Source organism: Flavobacterium flavipallidum (genome assembly GCF_038289905.1).
In the GTDB taxonomy this organism is placed as follows: domain Bacteria; phylum Bacteroidota; class Bacteroidia; order Flavobacteriales; family Flavobacteriaceae; genus Flavobacterium; species Flavobacterium flavipallidum.
In genome coordinates this window covers 45,928-70,653 of sequence record NZ_JBBYHU010000018.1, presented here as the reverse complement: position 1 = coordinate 70,653, position 24,726 = coordinate 45,928, and the positions used below count along the sequence as shown (strand labels likewise).

Annotated in this window: 20 protein-coding genes; 5 read left to right on the top strand and 15 right to left on the bottom strand. The window is 33.0% G+C overall.

From position 1 onward, the window contains the following. The first annotated feature begins 41 nt into the window (after positions 1-41). Positions 42-272: an Lrp/AsnC ligand binding domain-containing protein gene (locus AAEO59_RS10085; protein WP_341700614.1), complete on the top strand. Its 231-nt coding sequence runs from the start codon at positions 42-44 to the stop codon at positions 270-272. A 20-nt stretch (positions 273-292) separates the two neighbouring features. Here AAEO59_RS10085 and AAEO59_RS10080 read toward each other — a convergent pair whose 3' ends face one another. From AAEO59_RS10080 to AAEO59_RS10060, 5 genes are all read right to left on the bottom strand, one after another. Beyond that, positions 293-1,336, bottom strand: coding sequence for an o-succinylbenzoate synthase (locus AAEO59_RS10080; RefSeq protein WP_341700613.1), 1,044 nt, complete (start codon positions 1,334-1,336; stop codon positions 293-295). Between the two features lie 150 nt (positions 1,337-1,486). Then, positions 1,487-2,686, bottom strand: a complete 1,200-nt coding sequence (locus AAEO59_RS10075) for a tetratricopeptide repeat protein (RefSeq protein WP_341700612.1) — start codon at positions 2,684-2,686, stop codon at positions 1,487-1,489. A 113-nt stretch (positions 2,687-2,799) separates the two neighbouring features. Further along, positions 2,800-3,477, bottom strand: a complete 678-nt coding sequence (locus AAEO59_RS10070; RefSeq protein WP_341700611.1) for a metal-dependent hydrolase — start codon at positions 3,475-3,477, stop codon at positions 2,800-2,802. An 89-nt stretch (positions 3,478-3,566) separates the two neighbouring features. Next, the gene (gene menA, locus AAEO59_RS10065; RefSeq protein ID WP_341700610.1) at positions 3,567-4,529 is read right to left on the bottom strand and encodes a 1,4-dihydroxy-2-naphthoate octaprenyltransferase; all 963 of its coding nucleotides are present in this window, start codon (positions 4,527-4,529) and stop codon (positions 3,567-3,569) included. A 146-nt stretch (positions 4,530-4,675) separates the two neighbouring features. Beyond that, positions 4,676-5,506, bottom strand: a complete 831-nt coding sequence (locus tag AAEO59_RS10060; RefSeq protein ID WP_341700609.1) for a 1,4-dihydroxy-2-naphthoyl-CoA synthase — start codon at positions 5,504-5,506, stop codon at positions 4,676-4,678. Positions 5,507-5,725: 219 nt separating this feature from the next. Here AAEO59_RS10060 and AAEO59_RS10055 point away from each other — a divergent pair, with 219 nt between their 5' ends. After that, complete coding sequence (locus AAEO59_RS10055; protein ID WP_341700608.1) at positions 5,726-6,568, top strand: hypothetical protein; 843 nt, start codon at positions 5,726-5,728, stop codon at positions 6,566-6,568. Positions 6,569-7,186: 618 nt separating this feature from the next. On the opposite strand, the gene AAEO59_RS10050 is transcribed toward AAEO59_RS10055, so the two are convergent. From AAEO59_RS10050 to AAEO59_RS10030, 5 genes are all read right to left on the bottom strand, one after another. Continuing rightward, positions 7,187-8,041 carry a CvfB family protein gene (locus tag AAEO59_RS10050; RefSeq protein ID WP_341700607.1) on the bottom strand — a complete coding sequence of 285 codons (855 nt, stop codon included), beginning with the start codon at positions 8,039-8,041 and terminating at the stop codon, positions 7,187-7,189. Positions 8,042-8,357: 316 nt separating this feature from the next. After that, positions 8,358-10,796: a Plug domain-containing protein gene (locus AAEO59_RS10045; RefSeq protein WP_341700606.1), complete on the bottom strand. Its 2,439-nt coding sequence runs from the start codon at positions 10,794-10,796 to the stop codon at positions 8,358-8,360. A gap of 304 nt (positions 10,797-11,100) precedes the next feature. Further along, positions 11,101-12,762 (bottom strand): 2-succinyl-5-enolpyruvyl-6-hydroxy-3-cyclohexene-1-carboxylic-acid synthase, encoded by a 1,662-nt coding sequence (gene menD / locus AAEO59_RS10040; protein WP_341700605.1) that lies wholly within the window; start codon positions 12,760-12,762, stop codon positions 11,101-11,103. Positions 12,763-13,014: 252 nt separating this feature from the next. Continuing rightward, positions 13,015-13,584, bottom strand: coding sequence for a glutathione peroxidase (locus AAEO59_RS10035; RefSeq protein WP_341700604.1), 570 nt, complete (start codon positions 13,582-13,584; stop codon positions 13,015-13,017). Positions 13,585-13,683: 99 nt separating this feature from the next. Continuing rightward, entirely contained in the window at positions 13,684-15,897 is a 2,214-nt protein-coding gene (locus AAEO59_RS10030; RefSeq protein ID WP_341700603.1) for a TonB-dependent receptor, read from the bottom strand. A gap of 184 nt (positions 15,898-16,081) precedes the next feature. Here AAEO59_RS10030 and AAEO59_RS10025 point away from each other — a divergent pair, with 184 nt between their 5' ends. From AAEO59_RS10025 to AAEO59_RS10015, 3 genes are all read left to right on the top strand, one after another. Continuing rightward, positions 16,082-16,612: an RNA polymerase sigma factor gene (locus AAEO59_RS10025; protein ID WP_341700602.1), complete on the top strand. Its 531-nt coding sequence runs from the start codon at positions 16,082-16,084 to the stop codon at positions 16,610-16,612. A 4-nt stretch (positions 16,613-16,616) separates the two neighbouring features. Next, positions 16,617-17,402 carry an anti-sigma factor gene (locus AAEO59_RS10020; RefSeq protein WP_341700601.1) on the top strand — a complete coding sequence of 262 codons (786 nt, stop codon included), beginning with the start codon at positions 16,617-16,619 and terminating at the stop codon, positions 17,400-17,402. A 184-nt stretch (positions 17,403-17,586) separates the two neighbouring features. Beyond that, on the top strand, positions 17,587-18,531 hold the full coding sequence (locus tag AAEO59_RS10015; RefSeq protein ID WP_341700600.1) for a tRNA dihydrouridine synthase: 945 nt from the start codon (positions 17,587-17,589) through the stop codon (positions 18,529-18,531). Positions 18,532-18,613: 82 nt separating this feature from the next. Here the strand turns inward: AAEO59_RS10015 and AAEO59_RS10010 are convergent, their stop codons facing one another. The 5 genes from AAEO59_RS10010 to AAEO59_RS09990 are packed head-to-tail and all read right to left on the bottom strand — an operon-like array spanning position 18,614 to position 24,708. Further along, positions 18,614-19,120, bottom strand: a complete 507-nt coding sequence (locus AAEO59_RS10010) for a hypothetical protein (RefSeq protein ID WP_341700599.1) — start codon at positions 19,118-19,120, stop codon at positions 18,614-18,616. A gap of 22 nt (positions 19,121-19,142) precedes the next feature. After that, the gene (locus tag AAEO59_RS10005; RefSeq protein ID WP_341700598.1) at positions 19,143-20,633 is read right to left on the bottom strand and encodes an SUMF1/EgtB/PvdO family nonheme iron enzyme; all 1,491 of its coding nucleotides are present in this window, start codon (positions 20,631-20,633) and stop codon (positions 19,143-19,145) included. A gap of 44 nt (positions 20,634-20,677) precedes the next feature. Next, on the bottom strand, positions 20,678-23,602 hold the full coding sequence (locus tag AAEO59_RS10000; protein WP_341700597.1) for a beta strand repeat-containing protein: 2,925 nt from the start codon (positions 23,600-23,602) through the stop codon (positions 20,678-20,680). Between the two features lie 9 nt (positions 23,603-23,611). Next, entirely contained in the window at positions 23,612-24,241 is a 630-nt protein-coding gene (locus tag AAEO59_RS09995) for a hypothetical protein (RefSeq protein ID WP_341700596.1), read from the bottom strand. Continuing rightward, positions 24,238-24,708, bottom strand: a complete 471-nt coding sequence (locus tag AAEO59_RS09990; protein ID WP_341700595.1) for a T9SS type A sorting domain-containing protein — start codon at positions 24,706-24,708, stop codon at positions 24,238-24,240. Before AAEO59_RS09990 ends, AAEO59_RS09995 begins: the two co-directional genes overlap by 4 nt. Between the last annotated feature and the right edge of the window lie 18 nt (positions 24,709-24,726).

The window sequence follows — 24,726 nt, the reverse complement described above, 5'->3', positions numbered from 1 at the left end:
TTTAGCCGAAACTATATCTTGAAAAATCTCAAAAAGCAAAAATGACCGATAATGGATATCTAAAATCGGTCATTTTCTTTAATTTTTATTCAAAAGATAGATTACTTCTGAATGTGCCTATTTATGATTTTTTAATAAAAGTGGTCGTTGAAGATATGGAATCTTATCAAAAATTTGCTCTTTACCGACTTTCAAATATCCCCAATATTGACCATGTACAAAGTTCTTTTGTTTTGTCTAATGACAAATACACAACAGCGTATAACTTATAAAATTCTATCTATTGTTTTGTTTATAGTTGTTCAAAATTAAATTCCCAACTTTTTTCTTTTTTGTACCATAGTTGTCCCTGAACCACATCAAGCGGACAATCAAAATTATTGGTATATAAGGCTCCGGTTCCTAATCCTTGTGGCATTGGATTTTGCAAAGTATAAGTCCATTGAGCAATTGCATTAAGTCCAATATTTGACTCTAAAGCCGAAGTAATCCACCAGCCTATTTTATGTTTTTCAGCCAATGAAATCCACTCCTTAGTTCCTCTAAAACCACCTACAAAACTGGGTTTTAAAATAATGTATTGTGGTTTAATTTTTTCTAATAATTCTTCTTTTTCAGCCAATGTAAAAACACCAATCAACTCTTCATCTAAAGCAATTGGAAATGGAGTGTTTTCACATAGCTCTGCCATCCTGTCAGTATTGTTTTTTTGAATAGGCTGCTCAATACTATGCAACTCAAAACCAGCCAACTGATTTAATTTAATTAAAGCTTCATTTAAATCAAAAGCCCCATTAGCATCTACCCTAATTTCAACTTGTTCTGATGTAAAATACGATCGAATGAAACGCAATAATTCCAGTTCTTTTTCGAAATCTATGGCGCCAATTTTCAGTTTGACACATTGAAATCCCTGAGCTAATTTTTCTTCAATTTGCTGCTTCATAAATTCCGCTTCGCCCATCCAAATCAAACCGTTAATATCGATTGATTTTTCACCTTCGGTAAACTCAGAAGAAAAGAGTAAAAAGGGTATTTCACTATCTAAAGATTGAAAAGCCATCTCGACTCCAAACTGTATCGAAGGAAACTCTATTAAAGCTTCCCAAAGTGCATCTTTTCCCAAATGAATATTAACGCAGGTCCATTGCAACTTTTCTTCATAATCCGGTCGGTCATCAGCACTTAAACCTCTTAAAATTCCACACTCTCCTATTCCTTGTTTGCCGTCTTGTTCCAAAACAATAAACCAGGTTTCTTTCTCGGTCATGACACCACGGGAAGTTCCTGAGGGGCGTTTGAAATTGAGGATGTATTTATGATAGGTTGCTTTCATATATTATTTAACCACAAAGAGTTTTTTACCGCAAAGTTTTTTTAACCACAAAGAGCGCAAAGTTTTTCGCAAAGTTTCGCTAAGATTTTAATATTTTTCTATTGATTACGATGCAAAATTTAATCCTCTTAATCCCTTAATGGTTTAAAATCATTTGCTCAACTTTAAAATTTTCTCAAAATCCTCATTTTGAATTCCTGCTTTTACAAAAGCCTGATAATCGTCTTTGATTTTTTGAGTCCAACTCAGGCTATCGGTTACGTTTTGATTTTGGTATTCTTTATAAATTGTTTTGGCTTTCGCATATTCGCCATTCAGCAAATAAGCGTGCGCTAAATTTAATTTGACCAATAATTCGGTATCATCCAGTTTTTCACCTTCTTTCAGGGATTTAATAGCTTTGCCATATTGTTTTGTCAAAAGATAAGAATAGCCTAAATTGCTATAATCTAAAGCTGTTGCTTTTCTTTGATTGACAATCTCATTATAGTTTTTTATGGCTGAGCCGTAATCGCCTTTCTTTAGATTAGCGGAAGCTTTTGCACGCAAATCATTAAAAACGGTTTTAGCAATTCCGGTTTCTTCAAAGCAACTCGCGCCAAAATCTTTATACACCGTAGACTGCTCCATAGGTAATAGTTTTTGGAATTCCTGAAAAGTATATTGTTTTTGGATTTTCTCTCCAATACACACACAAAAATCGTCTGAATTAGCCATTTTTCGAGCCAAAGCCGAAGTTTTACACTGACTGATAATGTTTTTTCGATTTTCCAAAGTCCAACCTCTACTCAATTTAGTATCAACCCAGGACACCACTTCTAAAACAATTTTTTGTTTCATAATCCAATTGGAACTTTCGAAACCAAAATACAATTTGCCGGCACTAAACTTAATACAAGCTGATTTATCGATAGAAAGCCGCTTAGCATCTTTGCTTAAAGGTGTATTCTGAACCAAACAGGCATCGGCAGTATCTCCTTTGGAAATATAATTAGCTGTTAATTCTTTTTTCGAAAAAATGGCGTATTTGCATTTATCATCTCCTGAAATCTTTGAGACCAAAAAAACAGCTCCTGCCGAACCCTGACTAATCCCTGTGGGATCTGGAATCGATTTCAAAACAGAAACCAAACTACTTGCCATTTGTTGGTTGTCATCCAATAGCGTGATTCTGTAAATCAATTCGGTAGTTCCTGCCGGAAAATCATCAGTTTCTACAATGATTCTGTCTCTGGCTGAAACAGAAATTTCTTTGTACGTAGCTCTTTCTTTGTCCCAATAACCTGTTTTTTGGGCAAATGCAAACTGATAAAAAAAGCTAATGAATAGCCCTAAAATTATTTTTTTCACGAAGTAGTTCTTATTAACTGAATCTAATTAGCCCTGATAGTAACGGAAATCCTTGACTGCTGGTGTTCAGCAGGCAAGATTGTAGTGGATAGCAGGAATAGCTTCTAAAAATTTTACAATTCGATACTATCTCCTATTTCAAGCAACATCAAATCTTTTCCTTTGTCGAAGAATTTTTGAATCGCTTCTTTATGATCGATTTTGATGTAACCAAAAGTATCGTAGTGATAACCCAGAATCTTATCGCATTCCACAAAATCAGAAGCCAAAATAGCATCTTCAACATCCATAGTAAAGTTGTCGCCTATTGGGAAAATAGCTAAATCGAGTTTGGTGCGCATTGGAATCAATTTCATATCCATTGTCAAAGCTGTATCACCGGCGATATAGATGTTTTTATGCTCGCCTTCGATGACAAAACCACCCGGATTCCCTCCGTAAGTTCCATCAGGAAACGAGCTCGAATGAATAGCGTTTACATATTTCACTTTCCCAAAGTCAAAATTCCAGCTCCCACCGTGATTCATAGGATGTGCTTCGAAACCTTTGGCAGCATAATAACCCGCAATCTCCGCATTCGATACAATTACCGCATTGGTGTTTTTGGCAATTGCTTCCACATCCAAAACATGATCACCATGAGCATGAGTCAGCAAAATATAATCAGCTTTCAAATCTTCGATAGCAATATGTGCTGCTAAAGGATTTCCTGAAATAAAAGGATCTACAATAATGTGCTTTCCACCTACTTTAATCCCTAAAGCAGCGTGTCCGTAATAGGTTATTTTCATATTTTATTTTTTTAGTGAGTTGGAAGCTTGAAGTTCCATGCTGGTAGTAGCCAACCTGAAACTATCCTCTTTTTTCTTTTTTCCAAATTTTATCTTCCGCCTAAAAAAAGATTTACAATAATATCTGAAAAAAAGTAAATCATGCACAACGACAACAAGACTGAAAGTGCAAAAGTGCTTAAAGCTAATTTTTTTAATTCAGGATCTAAATCTCTAGGAGTATGATTTTTACTAACTCTGATTAAATGTTTAGTTAAAGGTATGTAAGTCAATAAAAACAGGTACTGATCAAATTGAAATTCACTTATAATGGCAAATATCAAAGTCAATACCATTGCACCAACAATTAAAAAGTAATGGTATTTTTTTGCTTTTGCTCCGCCAATTTTTACTACTATAGTGTTTTTACCTACTTTTTTATCCGACTCTTCATCACGCATATTGTTTAAATTCAAAACACCTACGCTCAAAAAACCGATAGCCATAGCCGGTAAAATCAATTCGTAATCCAATTGTTTTGAATATAAAAAGTTTACTCCTAAAGTACTCACTAATCCAAAAAACACAAAGACAAACAAATCACCATAACCACGATAACCATAAGCCGTATTTCCAACGGTATAACGAATAGCCGAAAGGATAGCTAAAACTCCTAAAACTAAATAGAATACAGAATAATACAAATATGCATATCCAAAAGCATAATAAATCAATGCTATTGCAGAAAGCAAAGTCAAAAAAGAAGTAATGATGATAGCCCGTTTCATAGCAGCAGGAGTAATCACTCCGCTCTGTATGGCGCGTTTAGGACCTATTCGATCCTCGTTATCGGTTCCTTTCACTCCATCACCATAATCATTGGCAAAATTGGAAAGTATTTGTAAACCCAAAGTTGTCAATATAGCAAAACCAAAAAGTCTCCAATTAAATACTTCTGTAGGTGTTAATATTTCATCGGTAGGATGTGCCAAAGCATACATACTCCCAACGATAATTCCGGATACCGACAAAGGTAAAGTGCGCAATCTTGCGGCTTCAATCCAGTGTTTCATTTAAAGTTAGAGGTTAAAAGTTAGAGGTTAGAGGTTAAAAATTAAAAGCTAGAGGTTAAAAGTTAGAGATAGAAATTATTTTGTTTTATTAGTTAACACATCCACTAAAAAACTTCCTTCATCCCTCCTCTAACTCCCCACTTTTCTTATGGTAGCCATTTTTTCTCAAAATTAGGCTTTCTTTTTTCAAGGAAAGCATTTCTTCCTTCTTTGGCTTCCTCAGTCATATAAGCTAATCTTGTTGCTTCGCCTGCAAAAACCTGTTGCCCTACCATACCGTCATCAGTAAGATTCATGGCAAATTTCAACATTTTTATGGATGTTGGTGACTTAGCCAAAATTTCCTGAGCCCATTCGTAGGCAGTTGCTTCTAATTCGTCGTGTGGAACAACAGCATTTACCATTCCCATTTCAAACGCTTCCTGAGCCGAATAATTACGTCCTAAAAAGAAAATTTCACGCGCTTTTTTCTGTCCTACCATTTTAGCCAGATAAGCCGAACCGTAACCTCCGTCAAAACTGGTTACATCAGCATCCGTTTGTTTAAAAATAGCGTGTTCTTTACTTGCCAAAGTCATATCGCAAACTACATGCAAACTATGTCCTCCACCAACAGCCCAACCCGGAACCACTGCAATAACGGCTTTTGGCATAAAACGAATCAATCGTTGTACATCTAAAATATTCAATCGGTGGTAACCGTCTTCTCCTACATAGCCCTGATGTCCACGGGCTTTTTGATCACCGCCACTACAAAAAGACCAAATTCCATCCTTTGTACTTGGTCCTTCAGCTGAAAGCAAGACTACTCCAATTGAAGTATCTTCTTGTGCATCATGAAAAGCATCTAATAATTCTGAGGTAGTTTTAGGTCTAAATGCATTTCTAACATCCGGTCTGTTAAAAGCAATTCTGGCGACACCATTGCATTTTTTATAAGTGATATCTTCGTATTCTTTGACTGTGATCCAATCCATTTTAATGGGTTTAAATTATTTTAGCGTAAAAATAAATCATTTTTTAGACTTTTATCTATCCTATATTTTATTTAACCGTAAAAAAGAACTAGCTGTTCTAAATCATAATATTTACAACAAAATATTTATCAATAAATTATAAGCTCAAAATAAGTTTTTTATTACTTATTTTTTTATATTTACAATAGTTCCTGAACATAAATAAATCCCTCTTTGATTATGGAAATATGGAATAAATACACTGCAAGAATAAGACAAAACATCTTGATTTCTTCCGAAGAGACTAAAGATTTAAAGTATTGGCGTGATGATATGTTTTCAAACACTATAATCTACATCATTCCATTAAGCATAATTGCACTAATTCCTTCATTACTTTGGGCTTTCGAATCTAAATTATATATTATGATTTGGATTGATATTCTGTCCGTTTTGGTTGCACTTTTCATTGGACTAAAAAAAAGAATCAAAATCAAACACCGCAAACTTTTGTTTATTGGCACAGTATATTTTCTAAGCTTTTCTCTAATTTATTTTGTTGGACTCAATAGCACACTTTATCTGCTGGCAGCTTGTTTTCTTGCTACTTTTATTTATACTTTCAAAAACCAATATACTCCTGCTCTTCTTAACTGCTATATTTCTGCTTTTTACATCTTTGCTTATTATCTCAATTTTACACCTTCTCATCGCATTGATTTTAAATCCAGCGAACTATTTGCCGTATTTTCTAATTTAATTTTTCTAAGTTTTCTAATTTGTTCCTTAGTTCCAAAATTATTTAACGGCCTGGATGAAAGTTTTAAAAACAATATCAAACACACTCAAAAAATAGAAAACCAAAATAAAGTTTTAAAAGATATCACCTGGGTTCAATCCCATATCGTTAGAACGCCATTGTCACGTATCATGGCAATTTGCAACCTTTTGAAAGAAAAAGACAACACAGAAGAAGAAAAAACTTTTTTAATGGATAATATTATTGTTTCTAGTAATGAATTAGACAACATCATCAAAGATATTGTCAAAAAATCAGAAACTATTCATTCAGCTGAAAACTAATTACTTTCGATAATTTTAAAACTCTTTTTTTCTACTTAAACTAAATTTTTAATCTCAGTAATCCTTCTCTCGTTAATGCTTTAAAAATGTTAAATTTTAAAAAATAAATGCCTAATTTAAATATCCAAAACACTTTTTTTATTAATTTTAAACATAGTTAGTTCTGGAATTGGTGCAAATATTTACAATGCAAACTAACGCCGAGTTTTTAACTGATTTATTAACTAAAAAAGAAATATTGAAACAAACAACAAGCTTTATCACTCTTTTTTGTACGTTACTAAATTTAATCAAAAACGGAAGAAAAGAGCCCAAGAGGGAAACACTGAGTTTTATACGAATCTATTCAAAGTAGCACCTACGGACAACAATTTGGATTACTATACAAAACTTTAAATAAAAAAAGCAATACGTAAAATCTAAAGAAACTTTTACTCCAAAGGCTTTTAATGCAAAATGAGATTCCAAGTAAGATTAAGAGTAAAAAAAGATAAAGAAAAGAACGGTTAACGGAAACTATAAAAATAGCTTCTAATTGTAAAACATATTATAAGTAATCCAAAAATAAGAATACTTATAAAAGAGAAAGACTAACCGCGAGGATTAGTCTTTCTTTTTTTATTCCTTAATCAAATAAATTCCGTCTTCCTTAATTTCAATGAGTTTTTCTTTGTACAAAGCACCAATAGCTTTCTTAAAAGTCTTTTTACTCATCTTCAGAACCGTTTTAATATCTTCGGGATGCGAATTATCATTTAATCTTAAAAAACCTCTGCTTGCTCTTAATTCATTTAAAATTTTATCAGCATTTGGTTCAATTCCTTCGTAACCCTGTTTTTGTAAAGTAACATCTATTTTGTGATCAGGTCGAATGTTTTTTATAAATCCACGCATTCTGTCCCCTGTACGGATACTGTCATCATAAACCTCATCTTTATACAAAAGTCCTTTGTGTTTTTCGTTAATGATAACATTAATTCCGATTTCGGTAATGTGAGAAACAATTAAATCTACCTCTTCCCCTTTCTCAACCGTAAGCGTTTCGTTATTAAGAAATTGATTCGTTTTACTTGAAGCTACTAATCGATTAGTTTTTGGATCCATATAAAGATAAACTAAATAACGTTTCCCTTTTTCCATAGGTCGGGCTTGTTCTTTAAATGGAACCAAAATATCTTTTTCCATCCCCCAGTCCATAAAAGCACCTACCTGATTGATATAATTAACACGCAAAAGTGCAAATTCATTCAACAAAATATATGGTTCTAAAGTAGTCGCCACGGGACGTTGTTCGTGATCTAAATAAACAAAAACAACCAATTCGTCCCCAATTTTAAATTCCTTAGGAACATATTTATTTGGTAATAACACATCGTGAATTCCTTCAGGATCTTTTTCAGCATCACCTAAAAACAATCCTACTTTAGTGTCACGTAATATGGTTAAATTATTGTATTTTCCTATTTTAAGCATTTTCTATATTTTTCTGAGGTGCAAAGGTACGATGTTGTGATATATTTAACCGCAAAGAACTCTAAGTTTTTCGCAAAGAGAACAAAGCTTATGCTTTAAAAGAATCTGTGGTAATTTCTCAAATACGTAACATCCGTGTTTTTCTTTATTTCTTAACTAAAATCAATTTGTCATCCAAAAAAAAAACTCCCAAGTAATGTCATAAAAATGCTACTTGAGAGATTTTGAATATTCATCTTTAGGCTAAAAGTCAAATGGAATTATTAATTAGTATGCGTTCTATTTTTTAACCGTAAAAGCCAGCAAATAAAAATAACTATTTCTTAATGCTGTAAAACACATTTTTAAAAACAGGAACACCACCGGCGGTCATCCCCTGAAGATTTACTTTTACCTTAGTTTCCGCCTTAGTATTATAGTAACTCACAGTGGCATTTCCTTGTTTATCCGGATGCACATATGGATTCCAATACAGTGTGTTTCTAACTGATAATTTATTATCCAAATCTAACTGAACCTGTTCCGGAGTTGGATTATAAAAAACACGTTCAATATAATATCCATCAAGTTCTTGTTTAATAGCATATGAGCGTTCTTTACTTCTATTGGCAGCGTTAGGTTTTATATAAATAGCTATAAGTCCATCTGCTGCTTCCTCCCCAAAAAACATTGTTGCTTGCATTCCTCTAATAACATCTATTCTTTCTACATCCTGAGGTTGAATAACATCAATTTCTGATTTTGTTACCTGAAAACCATTTAAAACAAAAAGAGGTGTTGCCTGATTACGTAAAAAACGAACAGAATCACCATCGTTTATTACTCCTGGAATTTTTTGCGTGATTAAATCATAAATATTTGTAAATGTTTTAACATCCTCATCAGATACATAACTATTTTCAGGTAAACCAAAATAAGACTTAGAAGTTACTTTCTTTTTCGCAGTTATATTTACCTCATTTAAAATATTTTCAGGCTTCACACCAAATGCCACATTTTTTTTAAATATATTTTCGGCTATCAAACGTGTATTTCCAGACCAAAAAAATGATTCGTTTTTAAAAGAAGTCAATATAGGTGCTTGTTCAAGAGTATCTAAAATAATTTCACCTCTAAATTTTCCTTTTTCATTAACAGAAGTCAAAAACATATTTGTTTTTCCTGAAAACATCATATTCTCAAATTTAAAAATCCCTACTGAATCAGGTTTTACACTAAAGAAATTTCTACGTTTTTTATTCATTAACGCTAAGGAAACATAACTATTTTCTAAAGGTTTATTAGCAAAAAGCTGTTTTACTCTACCTGAAATCGTAATCCCTTTTTCTACTTTGAAAAAAGTATCATCATTAGTTATTGCTAGATTTTTCCAAACAAAATCACGCCAACCCTGAGTCAATAATAAATTATCCAAATGCTCTAATCGTTTGGGATTATTAGTATCAAAATAATAGGCCGGACGATTCACTTTACCTCTAATATCGGCTTCCATCAAAAAGTAAGAACAAATATTAGATTCATATTCTTTTTCATCCAAAACCCCATTCATATCGGTCACACTCATAGAATAACTTGCCGATTTTACAGCTCCTTCCTTAGATTTTGAACTCACTGAAATGGTCGCTTTCTCATTTGGTGTATAGATAACTTTGTCAGCAATAAGTTGCACCAGCAAATCAGATTCTTTTTCTATATAAACTAATCGCTCACTCTGTGGTTTGTTTGTAGCATCAAATATTGTAATCTGGCTAATTCCTTCCGGAGTTTTATCTTTAGGCAACTCAAAAGATAAACTAAGTTCACTCATGGTTTGTGTGGTTTCCAAATAGGAAATTCCTCTTGCCGTACACTGAACCTGAAGAGCAGCACTAGGATTTTGAGTTAAAGTGGACTGATTAGTACTAATCGTAACAAAATTTCTACCTTTTACATTTCTGTAACTTAGTAAATATCCCAATTTAGTTGCCTGAGGCAGATCCTTTTTCATAGATAATCCATTAGCTGTTTTAATTTTAGCATAATAGTTTTTGCCTTCCAAAGGAATCATTTGAAATTTACCCATACCGTCATGGACACTTTGAAAATTACCAATCAAGTCGTTAGCCGAATCATAAATTTCGCCATTAACTTCTATAGGATTCCCACCGGAATCAACTGCTTTAAAACCAACAATAGAAGCCGTATTTTCCAAAAGAGAACCTCCTTCCGGAAAAAAATCTATCTGAAATTCATTTTCATTAATAAGCGGTTTATCAGGAGTAGCAGCCGTTTTTTTCACAGGAGTTGTTTTCACTGCGGCTGGAGTTTTAGAGTGCATCTCAAATACATCTAAAATCTCTATTTCTTTTTTGAAAACAAAATCCTCACCAAAATTCCTATCCCAATTGGTATAGGCTCTTAATTGGTATTTTCCCGGTTTTACACCTAATGAATCTGTTAATTGAAAATCACCATACCCCAATCCCATTTCAATATTGGTTTTATTTCGGGCAATAATTCTGGATTCCGAATTAATCAATTCCACGTATAAAAGATTACTCCTGTCAAAAAGAATATTATTATAAGCTCTTACATCATAGGCTTTGTACCATAAATCTTCCCCTACACAATAGGTTGATCGATCCGTATGCAAGTATATTTTTTCAATATCCGAAATTTTCTTTTGTTCCTGCGCCTGCAAAAAACTAAAAGAAAACAGCAAACAAAACCAACAAATAATAAGGCAAGCACTATTGCCAAAAGCAGTTTTCATCATAAAAAACCTGATAATTAATTAAACAAATTATATTATAAACCTAATCTTCTTAAATTCTTATCTTATTTAGCTGTTATTATACTGCAAAAAGCTTTTTAACCAAGTAAGAAAAATAAACTAAAATAACTAGTTCAATATAATTAACTAACCTGTACTGTCCTGCTTTTGAAAAAAAAAGATATATTTAGCTCTAAAAAAATCGTCAATTATAATGAATGCAAATAAAAAATGGTTAGAGATTCATCAGATTATTTTTCCTTTGAATCGCTAACCATTTTTGTAAAAACAGTCATTAAAATCTTTATTATACCAATTCTTTAAAAAACTGTTTCAAAACAGAATCATTTTCGACTGTTGGTGTAAAAATTTCTAAAATAGCTGGCTGTTTATTTTCTGCATACAATTGTTCTAATCCATTAGTCAAACTATTATTATCGCTAGCAGTGAGATAGCTAAACCCATACATTTTAGCCAAATGTTCCGCTGTCAACTGATGTGAGGTTTCAAAATAAGTATTAAAAACCGCATTTTCTTCATGACCCGGCAGAATTCTGAATATTCCTCCACCAGCATTATTGATCAAAATAATTTTAAAGTTTTTAGGTATGTAGGCATTCCATAAGGCATTACTATCGTACAAGAAACTCACATCTCCAGTTACGAAAACTGTTGGCCTATCACTGGCAAATGCTGCACCAATGGCTGTTGAAGTACTACCGTCAATCCCGCTCGTTCCACGATTACAAAATACTTCTATGGAAGCGTCAATTTCCATTAATTGCGCATAGCGAATAGCAGAACTGTTACTAATTTGCAACTGTGAATGTTGTGGCAAACTTTTAATAACCCTATCAAAAACCACAAAATCCGAGAAAGCGGCTTTACTCAGATATTGCTGTTGCTTCTCTTTTCTATGCGCTTTTAGTTGTATCGCTTTTGCAGCATAATCACTTTCAACCGCTTCTGTTAAAGGCAAAAATGTTTCGAAAAAAGTATTCGGACTCGCCTCAAAATGCTTAGTCAAAACATCAAAAGTATCATAGGCACGCAAGGTATCGACATGCCAATGTTGTTTAGGTTTGTATTTTCGTAAAAAAGCTTTGATGCGTTTAGATACAATCATTCCGCCAAAAGTAACTAAGATTTCCGGGCAGAAATCCTCAAAATCAGCTTCGTTAAATGGAGTTATAATGGTATCAATATTCGAAATAAAATCTGGATGATGTAAATTGGATGTAGTTTCAGTCATCACCACTACTGATTCATCTCGAGCCAAAGCTTCAATGACATTTTGTGAAATATTTTCCGGATTGTTTACTCCTACTAAAACTAATTTCTTTTTTGATTGGTTCCAAAGTTCCACAAAAGGAGTCAAATCTTCCAAAGCTGTAATTGAATTCAAACTGGCAAAATTATGAGTCATCACATCCACCGAAAGTTCCGAAACAGTTTCATACAAAGGCTCTTCAAAAGGCGCATTGATATGTACAGGTCCTTTTTTAAAAAAAGCAGCATCAATTGCTTCATTAATTTTAGAGTCATTTTCTTTGGATGCTTCTTCAGTTAAATTAGCATTGTAAAGCGAATGATTTTCAAAAACATTTTCCTGCCGGATGGTTTGACCATCACCAATATCAATCTTGCTTTGCGGTCTGTCTGCCGAAATAACAATCAAAGGAATCTGACTGTAAAACGCCTCGGCTATAGCCGGATAATAATTCAACAAAGCGGAACCTGAAGTACAAACTACCGCTACAGGACGTTTCATTTGTTGGGACATTCCCAAAGCAAAAAAAGCCGCACAACGTTCATCGGCAATACTGTAACATTTAAAATCGGGATTATTGGCAAAACCAATTGTTAAAGGTGCATTTCTCGATCCGGGAGAAATGACGATATCGGTAATTCCTTTGGCTAAACAAATCTGAATGATGCTTTGTGCTAAAGGTATTTTGGGGTAAATCATTGTTTCTATTTCAAAAGAAAACAAAGATACAAAGTTGCATTACTTTTCAGGTTTTTAAAACTGAATTTATTCTGTTAAAACGGTATTAAAAACCATTAAGAAATTAAGCCTAGTTAAGTTGAAAATATCCTTAGATGTTCTTTTCTAAAAACTTTCAATGATAAATAAAACTTCTATGACTTATATGTTTTAAAAATATCATTTTCACCAAAGTCTAAATTTTCTTAATTTCTTAATGGTAATTTGAAAAAATTACTGTTTAATCCAGTTTACAATTTCTGGTGCATCCGGTTTGGTCTTAGAATAATATACTTCCACCAAATGTCCTTTTTCATCAATTAGATATTTTTGAAAATTCCATTTTACTTCCGAATCTTTCACTCCATTTTTCTCTTTTTGAGTCAAAAATTGATACAGCGGACTCATATCATCCCCTTTTACGGAAATTTTAGCCATCATCGGGAAAGTTACCCCGTAATTTAATTTGCAAAAAGTCTCAATATCTTCATTGGTTCCCGGTTCTTGTCCGTTAAAATTGTTTGCAGGAAAGCCTACAATTGTAAAGCCTTTGTCTTTGTATTCTTTATAAATTGCCTCCAATTGCTCGTACTGTGGCGTATATCCGCATTTTGAAGCTGTATTGACAATCAATACTTTTTTGCCTTTTAGTTTCGAAAAATCAAATGTTTCTCCTGATAAATCTTCTACTTTAAACTGGTAAATACTTTGCGTATCTGCTTTTTTTGATTTTTTGTTTTGCGCCTGAGTAAATCCGCAAAAAAGAAACATCGCTCCCATAGCGATCATTGCATTTTTTTTCATGAAATTATTTTTTTTATAAAATTAATCAAATTATAAGTATAGCCATTTTTTTCAATAACAAATTTCAATTGAACAAACGTTAAACTATAATTAAAAAAATCAAAATCGATACGTTACTTTGGCTCTTAAAAAAAATGGAGTTCCAGGAGTAAAATGAATTTCGTCAACCGGATTGGTTTCGTCTTTTAGTCGGGACTCAGTTGCAAACTGGGTTTCATTCCATTTAGTATCAAACAAATTCTGAATAATTATTCCGATAGAAAACTTCTTTAAATCATAATTCAAATTGAAATCATTGACAAAATAACCTTTGGCCACAATCGAATTATCCTCATTTGCCGGACGATTTTTAATGTAACGATAACGAATTCCACCAGAAAAACGGTGCCAATTTTGAAAACTAATTCCCCCTGATGAAGTAAAGTCAGGAGATAACGGAACATAATCCTGTCCTTTAGGTTCATCCATACTTCTGGCAAAAGTATAATTGGCATCTGAATAGATATAAAAAAGTTCATTCAAATGGTAGCGGATTCCAAAATCAGCTCCCATCCTTTTGGTTCTACCGCTGGGTTCAATAGTTCCTCCATCGCCAGAATACACAAATTCCTGTTCTAAAAACAGATACCACAAAGCCGAATTGATAATTAAATTATGTGATGGCTTCCAAATTGTACCAACATCAGTCCCAATGGCTGTTGGCAAAGTTTTATAAAGGTTATTATCAACCACAACACGGGTATCATTTGAATGAAATCCCATTCCTGATTTTACAAAAAACTGCAAATTGTTATTATGTGAATAAATAAAATTTAATTTAGGGGACAATTTCACTTTGGTTTCGGATTGATTCGTATAGGTATTATTTAATTTATCCAGATAATTGAATTTAAAATAGTCGAATCGTAATCCTGGATTTATCATCCATTTTCCAAAAACAAATTCTGAGTTCAGATAAGTATATAGATTACTTTCGTCGATATCTCCTAATTTAATACGCTCCAAGGTTGTTCTACGATTCAAAGTATGCGATAATTCACTATCTTTTGTAGCATCCGCTCTAAAACCAACCCCAAAATTATATTTAAAATCCCATATATTTTTTTTGACTTTTTTATTAATTTCAGCATTCAACCCATAAAGTACTCTGTTTTCTTTTTGCCTTATTTGATCTCCATTAATTGGATCTTTCAGAAAAAAAGTAAAATTAGAATACAATTCCAATGCATATTTGCTTAAGAAAGTATTGACTTTTACAAAAGTGTTTTTGTCTATTGGTTTAACCAAAGAAGCTATAACATTACTTCTTGAAGTATTTCCACCTTCGGTATCATCAACTGCACCAAATCTCGAAATAACTCCTGCATCCACTAATCGTTGTGGAACTTGTCCTGAAGCATCCCATTTACTCGAAAAGTGTGATGCCGAAATCGAAAATTTACTATTCAATCCTATGAGATAAGTGTATTTTCCCTGTAAATTAAATCGATTAAAATTTTGAGGAGATTCGAAAGGTCCATCAGTCAAAAAATATTCTGTAGCGATATAAGCTCTTTGATTTTTAGCATTATTTAAAAGATTAAACAAACCCACTGTTCGTTTCAAATTAAACTGTCCTGCCTCTACACTAATACTACTTTTGTCTAGTTTTTCTTTCGTTAGAAAACCTACATAACCAGCTGTGGCAAAATCGCCTTTATTAGCATAATAAGTTCCTTTGCCATAATCTATTTTATCAACAATTTCAGGAATTACAAAATGCAAATCGGCATAACCCTGCCCATGTGCATGAGAAACCATATTCACTGGCATTCCATCGACCGAAATAGCAACATCGGTCCCGTGATCGATATCAAAACCTCTTAAAAACATTTGCTCACTTTTACCTCCTCCGGCATGTTGACCAATAAAAAGACCTGGCACTTTTTGTAATATCTCCTGAGAAGTATTCACTGGAGAAGTCTGTAAATCAATTTTCGAAATTAGATTCATTGCGGAGAGTTTATGCTGAATGACAACATCATTTAATTTCAAAACGCCATCAGATAATATAATTTTATTATCGCCTTCAATAACAGTATAATTTTTTATTTTAAATCCTAAAGCTGTGACTCTTAAAACATCTCCAATATTTGTTTTTTCAATAATATACTCCCCCGAATCATCAGTATGCGAATGAGATTCGGATACAGGATTTATTATAAAAGCATTAGTTATTGCATTTCCATATTCGTCAATTATTATCCCTTTTTGTGTTTGAGAGAAAACACAAAAACCTATAAAAACAGCTAATACTGTATAAATATATTTCATGAAAATTATATAATTACGACTAGATTTCTGGTCAAATATAAAATCTTAGTGAAAATATAGTATCCTGTACTCTTAGACATACTCTATTTAAAAAGAAAAAATAAGACTTTTACTTTATATCTGACAAAACATATCAATTCTTAAAATAAGTTTGCATAAGTTTGTATAGCAAAAACCAAAACCTATGAACCAGGACGAATTATTAGTTTTAATCTATAAAAAAGATGAAAAGGCCTTTACCTATCTTTATGATATGTATGCTAAGAGCCTTTTTTCGGTAATTAGTGTTCTCATTAAAAACACGGAAGAAGCTGAAGACGTGCTTCAGGAGTCGTTCGTTAAAATATGGAAAAACATTGAAAGCTATAACGAAAGTAAAGGTCGTTTTTATACCTGGATGCTCAATATCGCCCGCAATAGTGCGATAGATAAACTGCGTTCTAAAAATTTTAACAACAGTCAAAAAAACCTTTCGGCCGATAATTTCGTAAATCTACTAGAAGACAGTAACAAACTTTCAAACAAAGTAGATGGAATAGGAATGCGGGAATTTATAAAAAGACTAAAACCTAAATGTATCCAGATAATAGACTTATTGTTCTTTAAAGGCTATACCCAACAAGAAACGGCGGATGAACTTGAAATCCCTCTGGGAACAGTGAAAACGCACAACCGAAACTGTATTAATGATTTAAGAAACTATTTGAAAGTATAGTATAATGGAAACGAAAGAATATATAGAATCAGGCATATTAGAACTTTATGTATACGGCTCTTTGACCGAAGACGAAAGTCAGGAAGTAGCCGCAATGGCAAAAAAATATCCCGAAATTAATGAGGAAATCATAGCAATTGAAAAATCAATCCTAACATTATCTTCGAGTTTTTCACCATTTCAATCGGCAGAGAACTATGCCAAAATAAAAGAGAAACTTAACTTAAAAGAAGCTGATGTTATCCCGATGACACCTAAGAAAAACTGGACGGCTGTTATAGGATGGGCTGCAGCTGTATTATTACTTATTGGTATTGGTTTCCAATACAGTCAATTAGAGCAAAGCAATACCCAACTTGTAAATGCTAATTTAGAAAAAGCTAAAATTGAAAAGGAGCGCAAAGAATTAGCACTTAAAAAAGCTGCAGTTGAAAATAATTTGGCTGTTATAAAAGATGAAAATAATACCGTAGTTGCTCTTGCTGGTCAAACTGTAGCTCCAGAATCTTCGGCTAAGATTTATTGGAACAAAGAAACTCAAAAAGTGTATGTCGACGCAACGGGATTACCAGAACCACCTAAAGGAATGGTGTATCAGGTTTGGGCTTTAAAATTAAATCCACTTACCCCAACAAGCATTGGATTACTGGATAATTTTGATAAAAATGAACAACACTTTTTTGCTGTTAGCAATACGGGAGATGCACAAGCTTTTGGGATTACTCTAGAGCCAGCCGGCGGAAGTATAACGCCTACAATGGAACAGTTATATACACTAGGAAAAGTGTAATTATTAAAACATTTATTCTTTTATTTACCGTTAAGAAGTTAAGAATATTAAAATCTTAATGGAAAAAACTCAATCGTAAATAAACAAGAAAATTTAGATACTTAAAAAGGCTTTCAAATGAAAGTCTTTTTTTGTTTCGCAAAATTCTGATCGCATTGAGTATATTTGCACAATTATAATTTTCATGAGCTATACACTTCTTTCCTCTCCATTACAAGGATTTACTGATTTTCGTTTTAGAAATGCGCAAAACAAATATTTTGGCGGAATAGACACCTTTTATTCACCTTACATTCGACTGAACGGAAAATTAGTCATTAAATCATCGTATCAACGTGATTTACTTCCTGAAAACAATACCGATTTAGAAGTCATTCCGCAAGTGATTACTAATGATGCCGACGAATTTTTGTTTGTTTCCAAATATGTTCAGGAATTAGGTTATAAAGAATTGAATTGGAATTTGGGCTGCCCTTATCCGATGGTAACCAAATCTGGAATGGGTTCAGGCTTAATTTGCCAAACTCAAAAAATTGATGATATTCTTAAAAAGGTACATTCCGAATCTGATATTATAGTTTCTATGAAAATGCGTTTAGGCTATGACAATGCCGACGAAATTTTGGATGTACTACCTATTCTTGAAAAATATCCTATCAAAAATGTAGCGATTCATGCCCGAATTGGAAAACAATTGTACAATGGCGGGGTGAATTTAGACGGTTTCCAACAATGTGTAGACAACACGAAATTAAAGCTATATTACAACGGCGATATTACTTCGGTAGCACAATTCCATAAAATGCAGGAACGCTTCCCTACGATAGATCATTGGATGATAGGACGCGGCTTGATTGCTGATCCATTTTTACCCTCTATGATTAAAAATAACAGCTTTGAATATCCATCGAACAAAATGGAATTATTTAGCGATTTTCATGACACTTTATACGCTGGTTATAGCAAATCATTATCAGGTGCCACGCATATTTTATTGAAGATGCACCACTTATGGGAATACTTTTCGGTTATATTTTCAAATCCTCATAAAGTGCATAAGAAGATAAAAAAAGCGAAAACTATTAGAAATTATGAGTTAGCTGTGAGAGAGATTATTAAAGAGGGCTAAACATACAACTAGTAAACCATCTGTAAAAAAAAAGATAAATGAACTTTCTTATGTTTAGTTCATTTATCCTTTTATATTTTAATTATTGACAAATGGTTTGAATAACAATACTCTGTTGATCACCATAACCATTACCCCCAAAAAAAATGGATTCAGTTAATGGATTAGTACAAATGGATTGTATAACAAAATTATCTATATTTCCTGACCCTTTCCCACCATAAAAAATGGATTCAACAACAGGTGTACTACAAACAGATTGTACTAGAACATTATCTTGAGCGCCATATCCTTGACCTCCATAAAATATGGACTCAACTGTAACTGGCGAACATACCGATTGAGACAAAATATTATCTTGAGAGCCATATCCTTGACCTCCATAAAATATAGATTCAACAAGTAAAGGCGTACAATTATTTTGAATTATTTCTTTTTGATCTGAACCAATTCCTTTACCTCCAGAATACATAGTGGGAATAATTTTTAACCCACCAGAAAATACCCCTCGCATACTTGGCAAACTAATTTGAGCTTGAAGGTAATTGCAACTAAAATAAAATAAGATCAATAAGATTATTTTTTTCATGACTTATTAATATTAAAGTTGTTTAATAAGATCTTACTCCGCGACCTCCTTGATAAAAAGGATAATTATCAAAACTTGTCCAATTTCGAGCCGATACACTCATCGCCTCTCCTTGCCAGTTTGCTCCTCCTCCTTTTATAATAATTCTATTAGAAATCCATTCTGCCATATCTGTTGAACCATTATTCATTGACTCTCCACTTTCATACAAATTACCATCACCATTAGCAGTAGTAAAAGTTGAATAATCAACATTCCATCCTCCTATACAAGATTCCCATACCCCACCAGTCATATCTAACACACCATAATAAGTAGCTCCAGCGTGCAGTCTGTCAGAACTTGCTGTAGCAAACATACCTGTTCTAAATAAAATTTCAGTTCCACTATTCGTTGGTCCTAAACCATTTTTTCTATTATTTTCTGTCGATTTTCCTCTGTCTACTATATCGAAATCCCTGAATAAATCTGTTGAACCCCAAGCATATTCATTAACTGTAGGAGTAACAGGTCCTCTACACACTTTTTCATATTCAAATTCAGTCATAGGACGTATGGCAGCCCAATCTAAAAATGCAAAGAAATTTTTCACATTCAATATAACCGGCAAACCTAAACCATCTTCATCTTCATTATATACACCATCGTTATCAAAGTCATTAGCATATACTGCAGGCGACATTTGGGTTACAGATTGTGCCGGTGTTGCGATCACAATATTCGCAGATCGATTAGAACAAGGCCAACAATGAAATTGAGTGCCTGCCAGAGATGTTGGAGGTGTTGTATTCGAATTATAATCACGTTGCATTCTCAATTGTTGTTTATAAGAAAGTGAATTCAAAAAAGCAACGTATTGCCCAGCAGTAATTTCATATTTCATACAATAAAAACGATTATAACCTATTGGAAATGTTGAAAGTAAATTACCTGTAGATCCTAATGATTGTTTTTGATAATTTGAGGCAGCCCCTAAACCAGTACTTTGAACAGTAGCATCGATCAATTTTGGAGCATCAGTACCCCCTTCTGTAAAACAATGCATATCTCCCCTACCATCACCAATATAAAACTGTCCTTGAGGTATATTGACCATTTCTATTCCATAAACACCTATATTATCTGCTCCAACAGCTGTTGCCAAAGTTAATGTGACTGTTGCCTCGTTTATATTTCCAATTCCTGGAGTATTTCTTCTTATGAAAACCCCTTTGTTATCAGTAACTAAATCAACCTGAAGCTGAGACCCTGATACTGATTGACCTGAAGTTGACAACTCGGCATGAACCCAAGGACTTGTGGCACCATTTACACATGATTGTCTTTTAACAAATACCCATACAGCATCCCAATTAGAAGGTCCTGTAGTAACATTCCAGCTATTATCCCATTTAATCGTGAAAGTAACAGAATTTCCGCTTACACTTGGCGTTCCCATTATCAAATTATTTGCAAAAGTTCTAGTGTAACTTGCAAAAAACACAATTAGTATTATCAGTATATTTTTTTTCATATCTATTCTTTTATTAATTTAAAATTTTATCTACTAAACTCTAATTATTGCATATCCCCAGCAGTTACGATAATATCTCCACCTATACTTACAACAGTTGCAATTGCATAATTACCAGCCGTTGCAGTATAATTATTTCTGTTTTTCATCGTTACTCCTAGCCCTCCAGAAATATTAATTTTATTTGCATCAGCACTTTTTTGCAAAATCATACAATTAAATCCTCTTGGTAATCCATTAGCAAATGTGATCGTGATAGGACTACTAGGATTACATATTAGTATTTTACTTTTATATTGCTCGACATTATTAGTATCAATAGTTAAATCGGAAGTTATCTCATCTGTAATTGCAGCATTAGCCGTTACAGAACCATAAGTATTTACATTATTAATTTCTGAATTCCCTAATTGAATAGTATTATTATTTGCTACCGTTGCACCATAACCTATAGCAGTTGAATTTGTTATTGTTTCAGAATTTGCATCTGCCTTAGCTCCTAAAAAAGTGTTATTTCCCCCTGTGCTTATTTTTTTACCAGATTCATGGCCCAAAGCGGTATTATTATTTGCATTACTATTAAACAAAGCACCACTTCCAATTGCGGTATTGCTATTCGCATTTTCTAAAAGTCTTAAAGATTCATATCCTATCGAAACACTATTTGTTGCTGTTGTCATATTTGCTGAACTAGCATATCCTATTGCCGTATTATTTCCACCTCCGGTTGTATTCATCAAAGCTTGTTCCCCTACTGCGACATCAGCAAAAGCCTTAAAATTACCTTTTCCAATTCGTACTCCACTAGAAAAAATATCCGAACTAAAAGTTTTTGTGCCTGCAATAGTTTGATTAGTTGTCAAATCTACATAGTTCCCAGTTATAGCCGCTGTTACAAAAGCAGTAGTTGCTATCTGTGTTGTGTTTGTCCCTTCATCTGCTGTTGGTGCAGTAGGAATACCCGACAAATCAATAGAAGTTGCCAATTTAGAAGAAGTTACACTAGCATCTTTGATTTTATTAGTTTCAATTACATCATCTGCAATCATATAAGTGATCACTTTATTAGCCCCAATAACAGAAACTCCCAAATTATCTATTGTTACATCACCAGAAATTGCTACCTCAGTTGCTTGATTACTAGCATTTCCAATATAAATTTTGCCATTTTCTAAAGTGTTTATAGAACTAGTCGCATTATCAACATAATCCTTAACCGATTTTACACTTGGGTATTTAGTATCCGAAGCTCCATCGGTCATAACATTTGTACTTTTATTGGCTACATCTTCTTTTAATAAATCAGCAGCGGTTCTATTAGTTACTTCTATAGCTAAATTGCTTGTCAAATTAGCATCGGCAGCTGTTCTGGCATTAGTTTCAGTTGTTAAACTAGTGGCAATTGTAGTTTCAGCGTTCGTTGCTCTTGTTACTTCATTGGCCAAAGCTGTTGAAGAAGTTGCAGCACTTGCATCAACATAAGTTTTAACCGATTTTACACTTGGGTATTTCGTGTCCGAAGTTCCGTCTGTAGTAACATCAGTACTTTTGTTGGCTAGATCTTCTTTTAATAAATCAGCATTCGTTCTATTTGTTACTTCGGCAGCTAAATTGGTAGTCAATGTATTATCTGCTGAAGTTCGATTGTTTATTTCGGTAACCAAATTTGCTGCAATCGTATTTTCTGCATTCGTTGCTCTTGTGATTTCAGTTGCCAAAGCTGTAGAAGCCGTTGTAGCAGCGGCATCTACATAAGTCTTAACCGATTTTACACTTGGATATTTTGTATCCGAAGCACCGTCTGTTGTAACATTAGTACTTTTGTTGGCTAGATCTTCTTTTAATAAATCTGCAGCGGTTCTATTGGTTACTTCGGTGGCTAAATTGCTTGTTAATGTATTATCAGCTGAAGTTCGATTGTTTATTTCGGTAACCAAATTTGCTGCAATCGTATTTTCTGCATTCGTTGCTCTTGTGATTTCAGTTGCCAAAGCTGTAGAAGCCGTTGTAGCAGCGGCATCTACATAAGTCTTAACCGATTTTACACTTGGATATTTTGTATCTGAAGTTCCGTCTGTTGTAACATTAGTACTTTTGTTGGTTAGATCTTCTTTTAATAAATCTGCAGCGGTTCTATTTGTTACTTCGGTGGCTAAATTACTTGTTAATGTATTATCAGCTGAGGTTCTATTGTTAGTTTCGGTAACCAAATTAGCAGCAATAGCATTTTCAGCATTAGTTGCTCTTGTAATTTCAGCATTTAAATTATTAGTTAAAGTAAGTAATTTTCCATCAACATACAATTTTACCGATTTAACACTTGGATACTTAATATCCGAATTTGCATCAGTATTTACATCTGTACTTTTGTTGGCTAGGTCTTCTTTTAAATTTAAAGAAGCTTGTGTTGCAGTACTAATTGGTTTATTTAAGTCACTAGTGTTATCAACATTATTAATCCCTAAATTAGTTCTAGCTCCTAAAAGAGTTGTTGCATTGGTACCTCCATTTTCAATAGCCACTACTCCCGTTACATTCTCAGCATTTATAGCCGAAAATGCTAAAGGAACATAACTAAATTGTTGGTTACTAATTTCCGTATAGGTGGCACAATTTCCAGATGTATTTATCCCAACTATCAAACTTTTTTTCGAACTATTCCAAACTATATTTTGAAATGAAGTTGCGTATCCTCCTGTTTGTGTTCCGGAACCAATTAGTAAATTAACCATACCAAATTGATCCGTTTTGGTTTGAATTGTTTCCTGATATTCTACATTTGAAAACTCGTCCACAAACTTAAAAACCATACAAATATCCTTATTAAGCAAAGGACTATTCGAATTATTTACTCCTGGTAATTGTTCTCCTTTTGGATTTAAAATTACCGCCTGATAGGTTATTCCGTTTGTTTGTGCAAAAATTTGCGTAGCAACAAAAAGTATAAAAAGTGTAATTATTTTTTTCATATCCCCTAATTATTTAATATTGAAATGAACCCCTAATTCGATTTGGTTAGTTGCAAATGATAATTTTTCTTTTAAAGTATTACTCACGTTAATACTTTGACAATAATCATATCCCAAACTTAAACCACCAAAGGACGGTATATTATATTTGAACATCAATCCAAGAGATGATTCCAAAATAATTCCCGAAAACTCTTTTTGATGCATTAAATCATAATAAATACCATTCATTTCTTGCTTACCATAGATTAATTTCGAAACATTTAAACCTGTTTTAGCTAAAAAATCAATGGTATTCTTAGTTGCTGTTTTATAAGAAAAGAATTTATACAATAAACCACCATGAACACCTAAATATTGAGTATCCCAACGATAAGAATTGGCTGTGTTTCCTCCTAACGCATTGTAATCATTCAAGGAAAGTCCTAACGAATAGAATATGTTTTTTTTTGCCAATGGCTGAGTAAAACCTATTTCATAAAAATTACCGCTTCCGCTCTGAAGATTAGGATTGCTTTGAAGATTAGCATCTTTATATAGATACTTGGTATAATTTTTACCCGTAGTAAAGTATATTTCCTGTGAAAAAATACTTGAAGTAACCAGTAAAAAAAGAAATAAAAAGTAGTTTTTTATCATAGTTTTATAATTTTAGTATAATAAGTAAAGCTTTTATTGTTTAATTGAACCAGATATTCTCCTCTGGGTATTTTAGAAAGATTGATTGTAAAAATTGAATCATCAATTTTATCCGCTTCTTTATGAACTAATCTTCCACTTACATCGAATATATAAATAGATAATTCTCCGATTAAAGACTCTGAAAATTGAAAATTGACCACATCTTTAAATGGATTTGGAAATGTTTGAGCTGAAATAGTAGTTTTTTCATTTTGAGCTATGTAAGAACTCCACAAACTTTGTTGAAAACCTTGTATTACAATCGCTCCATTAGTAGAATTGCCTACAATACTTTGCTGACCGATTGTTTGACTAACAATAACCTTGCTTGTAATTTCTTTTGTTGTACCTTGAGAAGATAACATTTGATGATGCAAAACCTGACCATAAAAAGGAAAAGTAAAAAGTAAAAGTAAATACTTCATAAAAAACTATTTTCATAC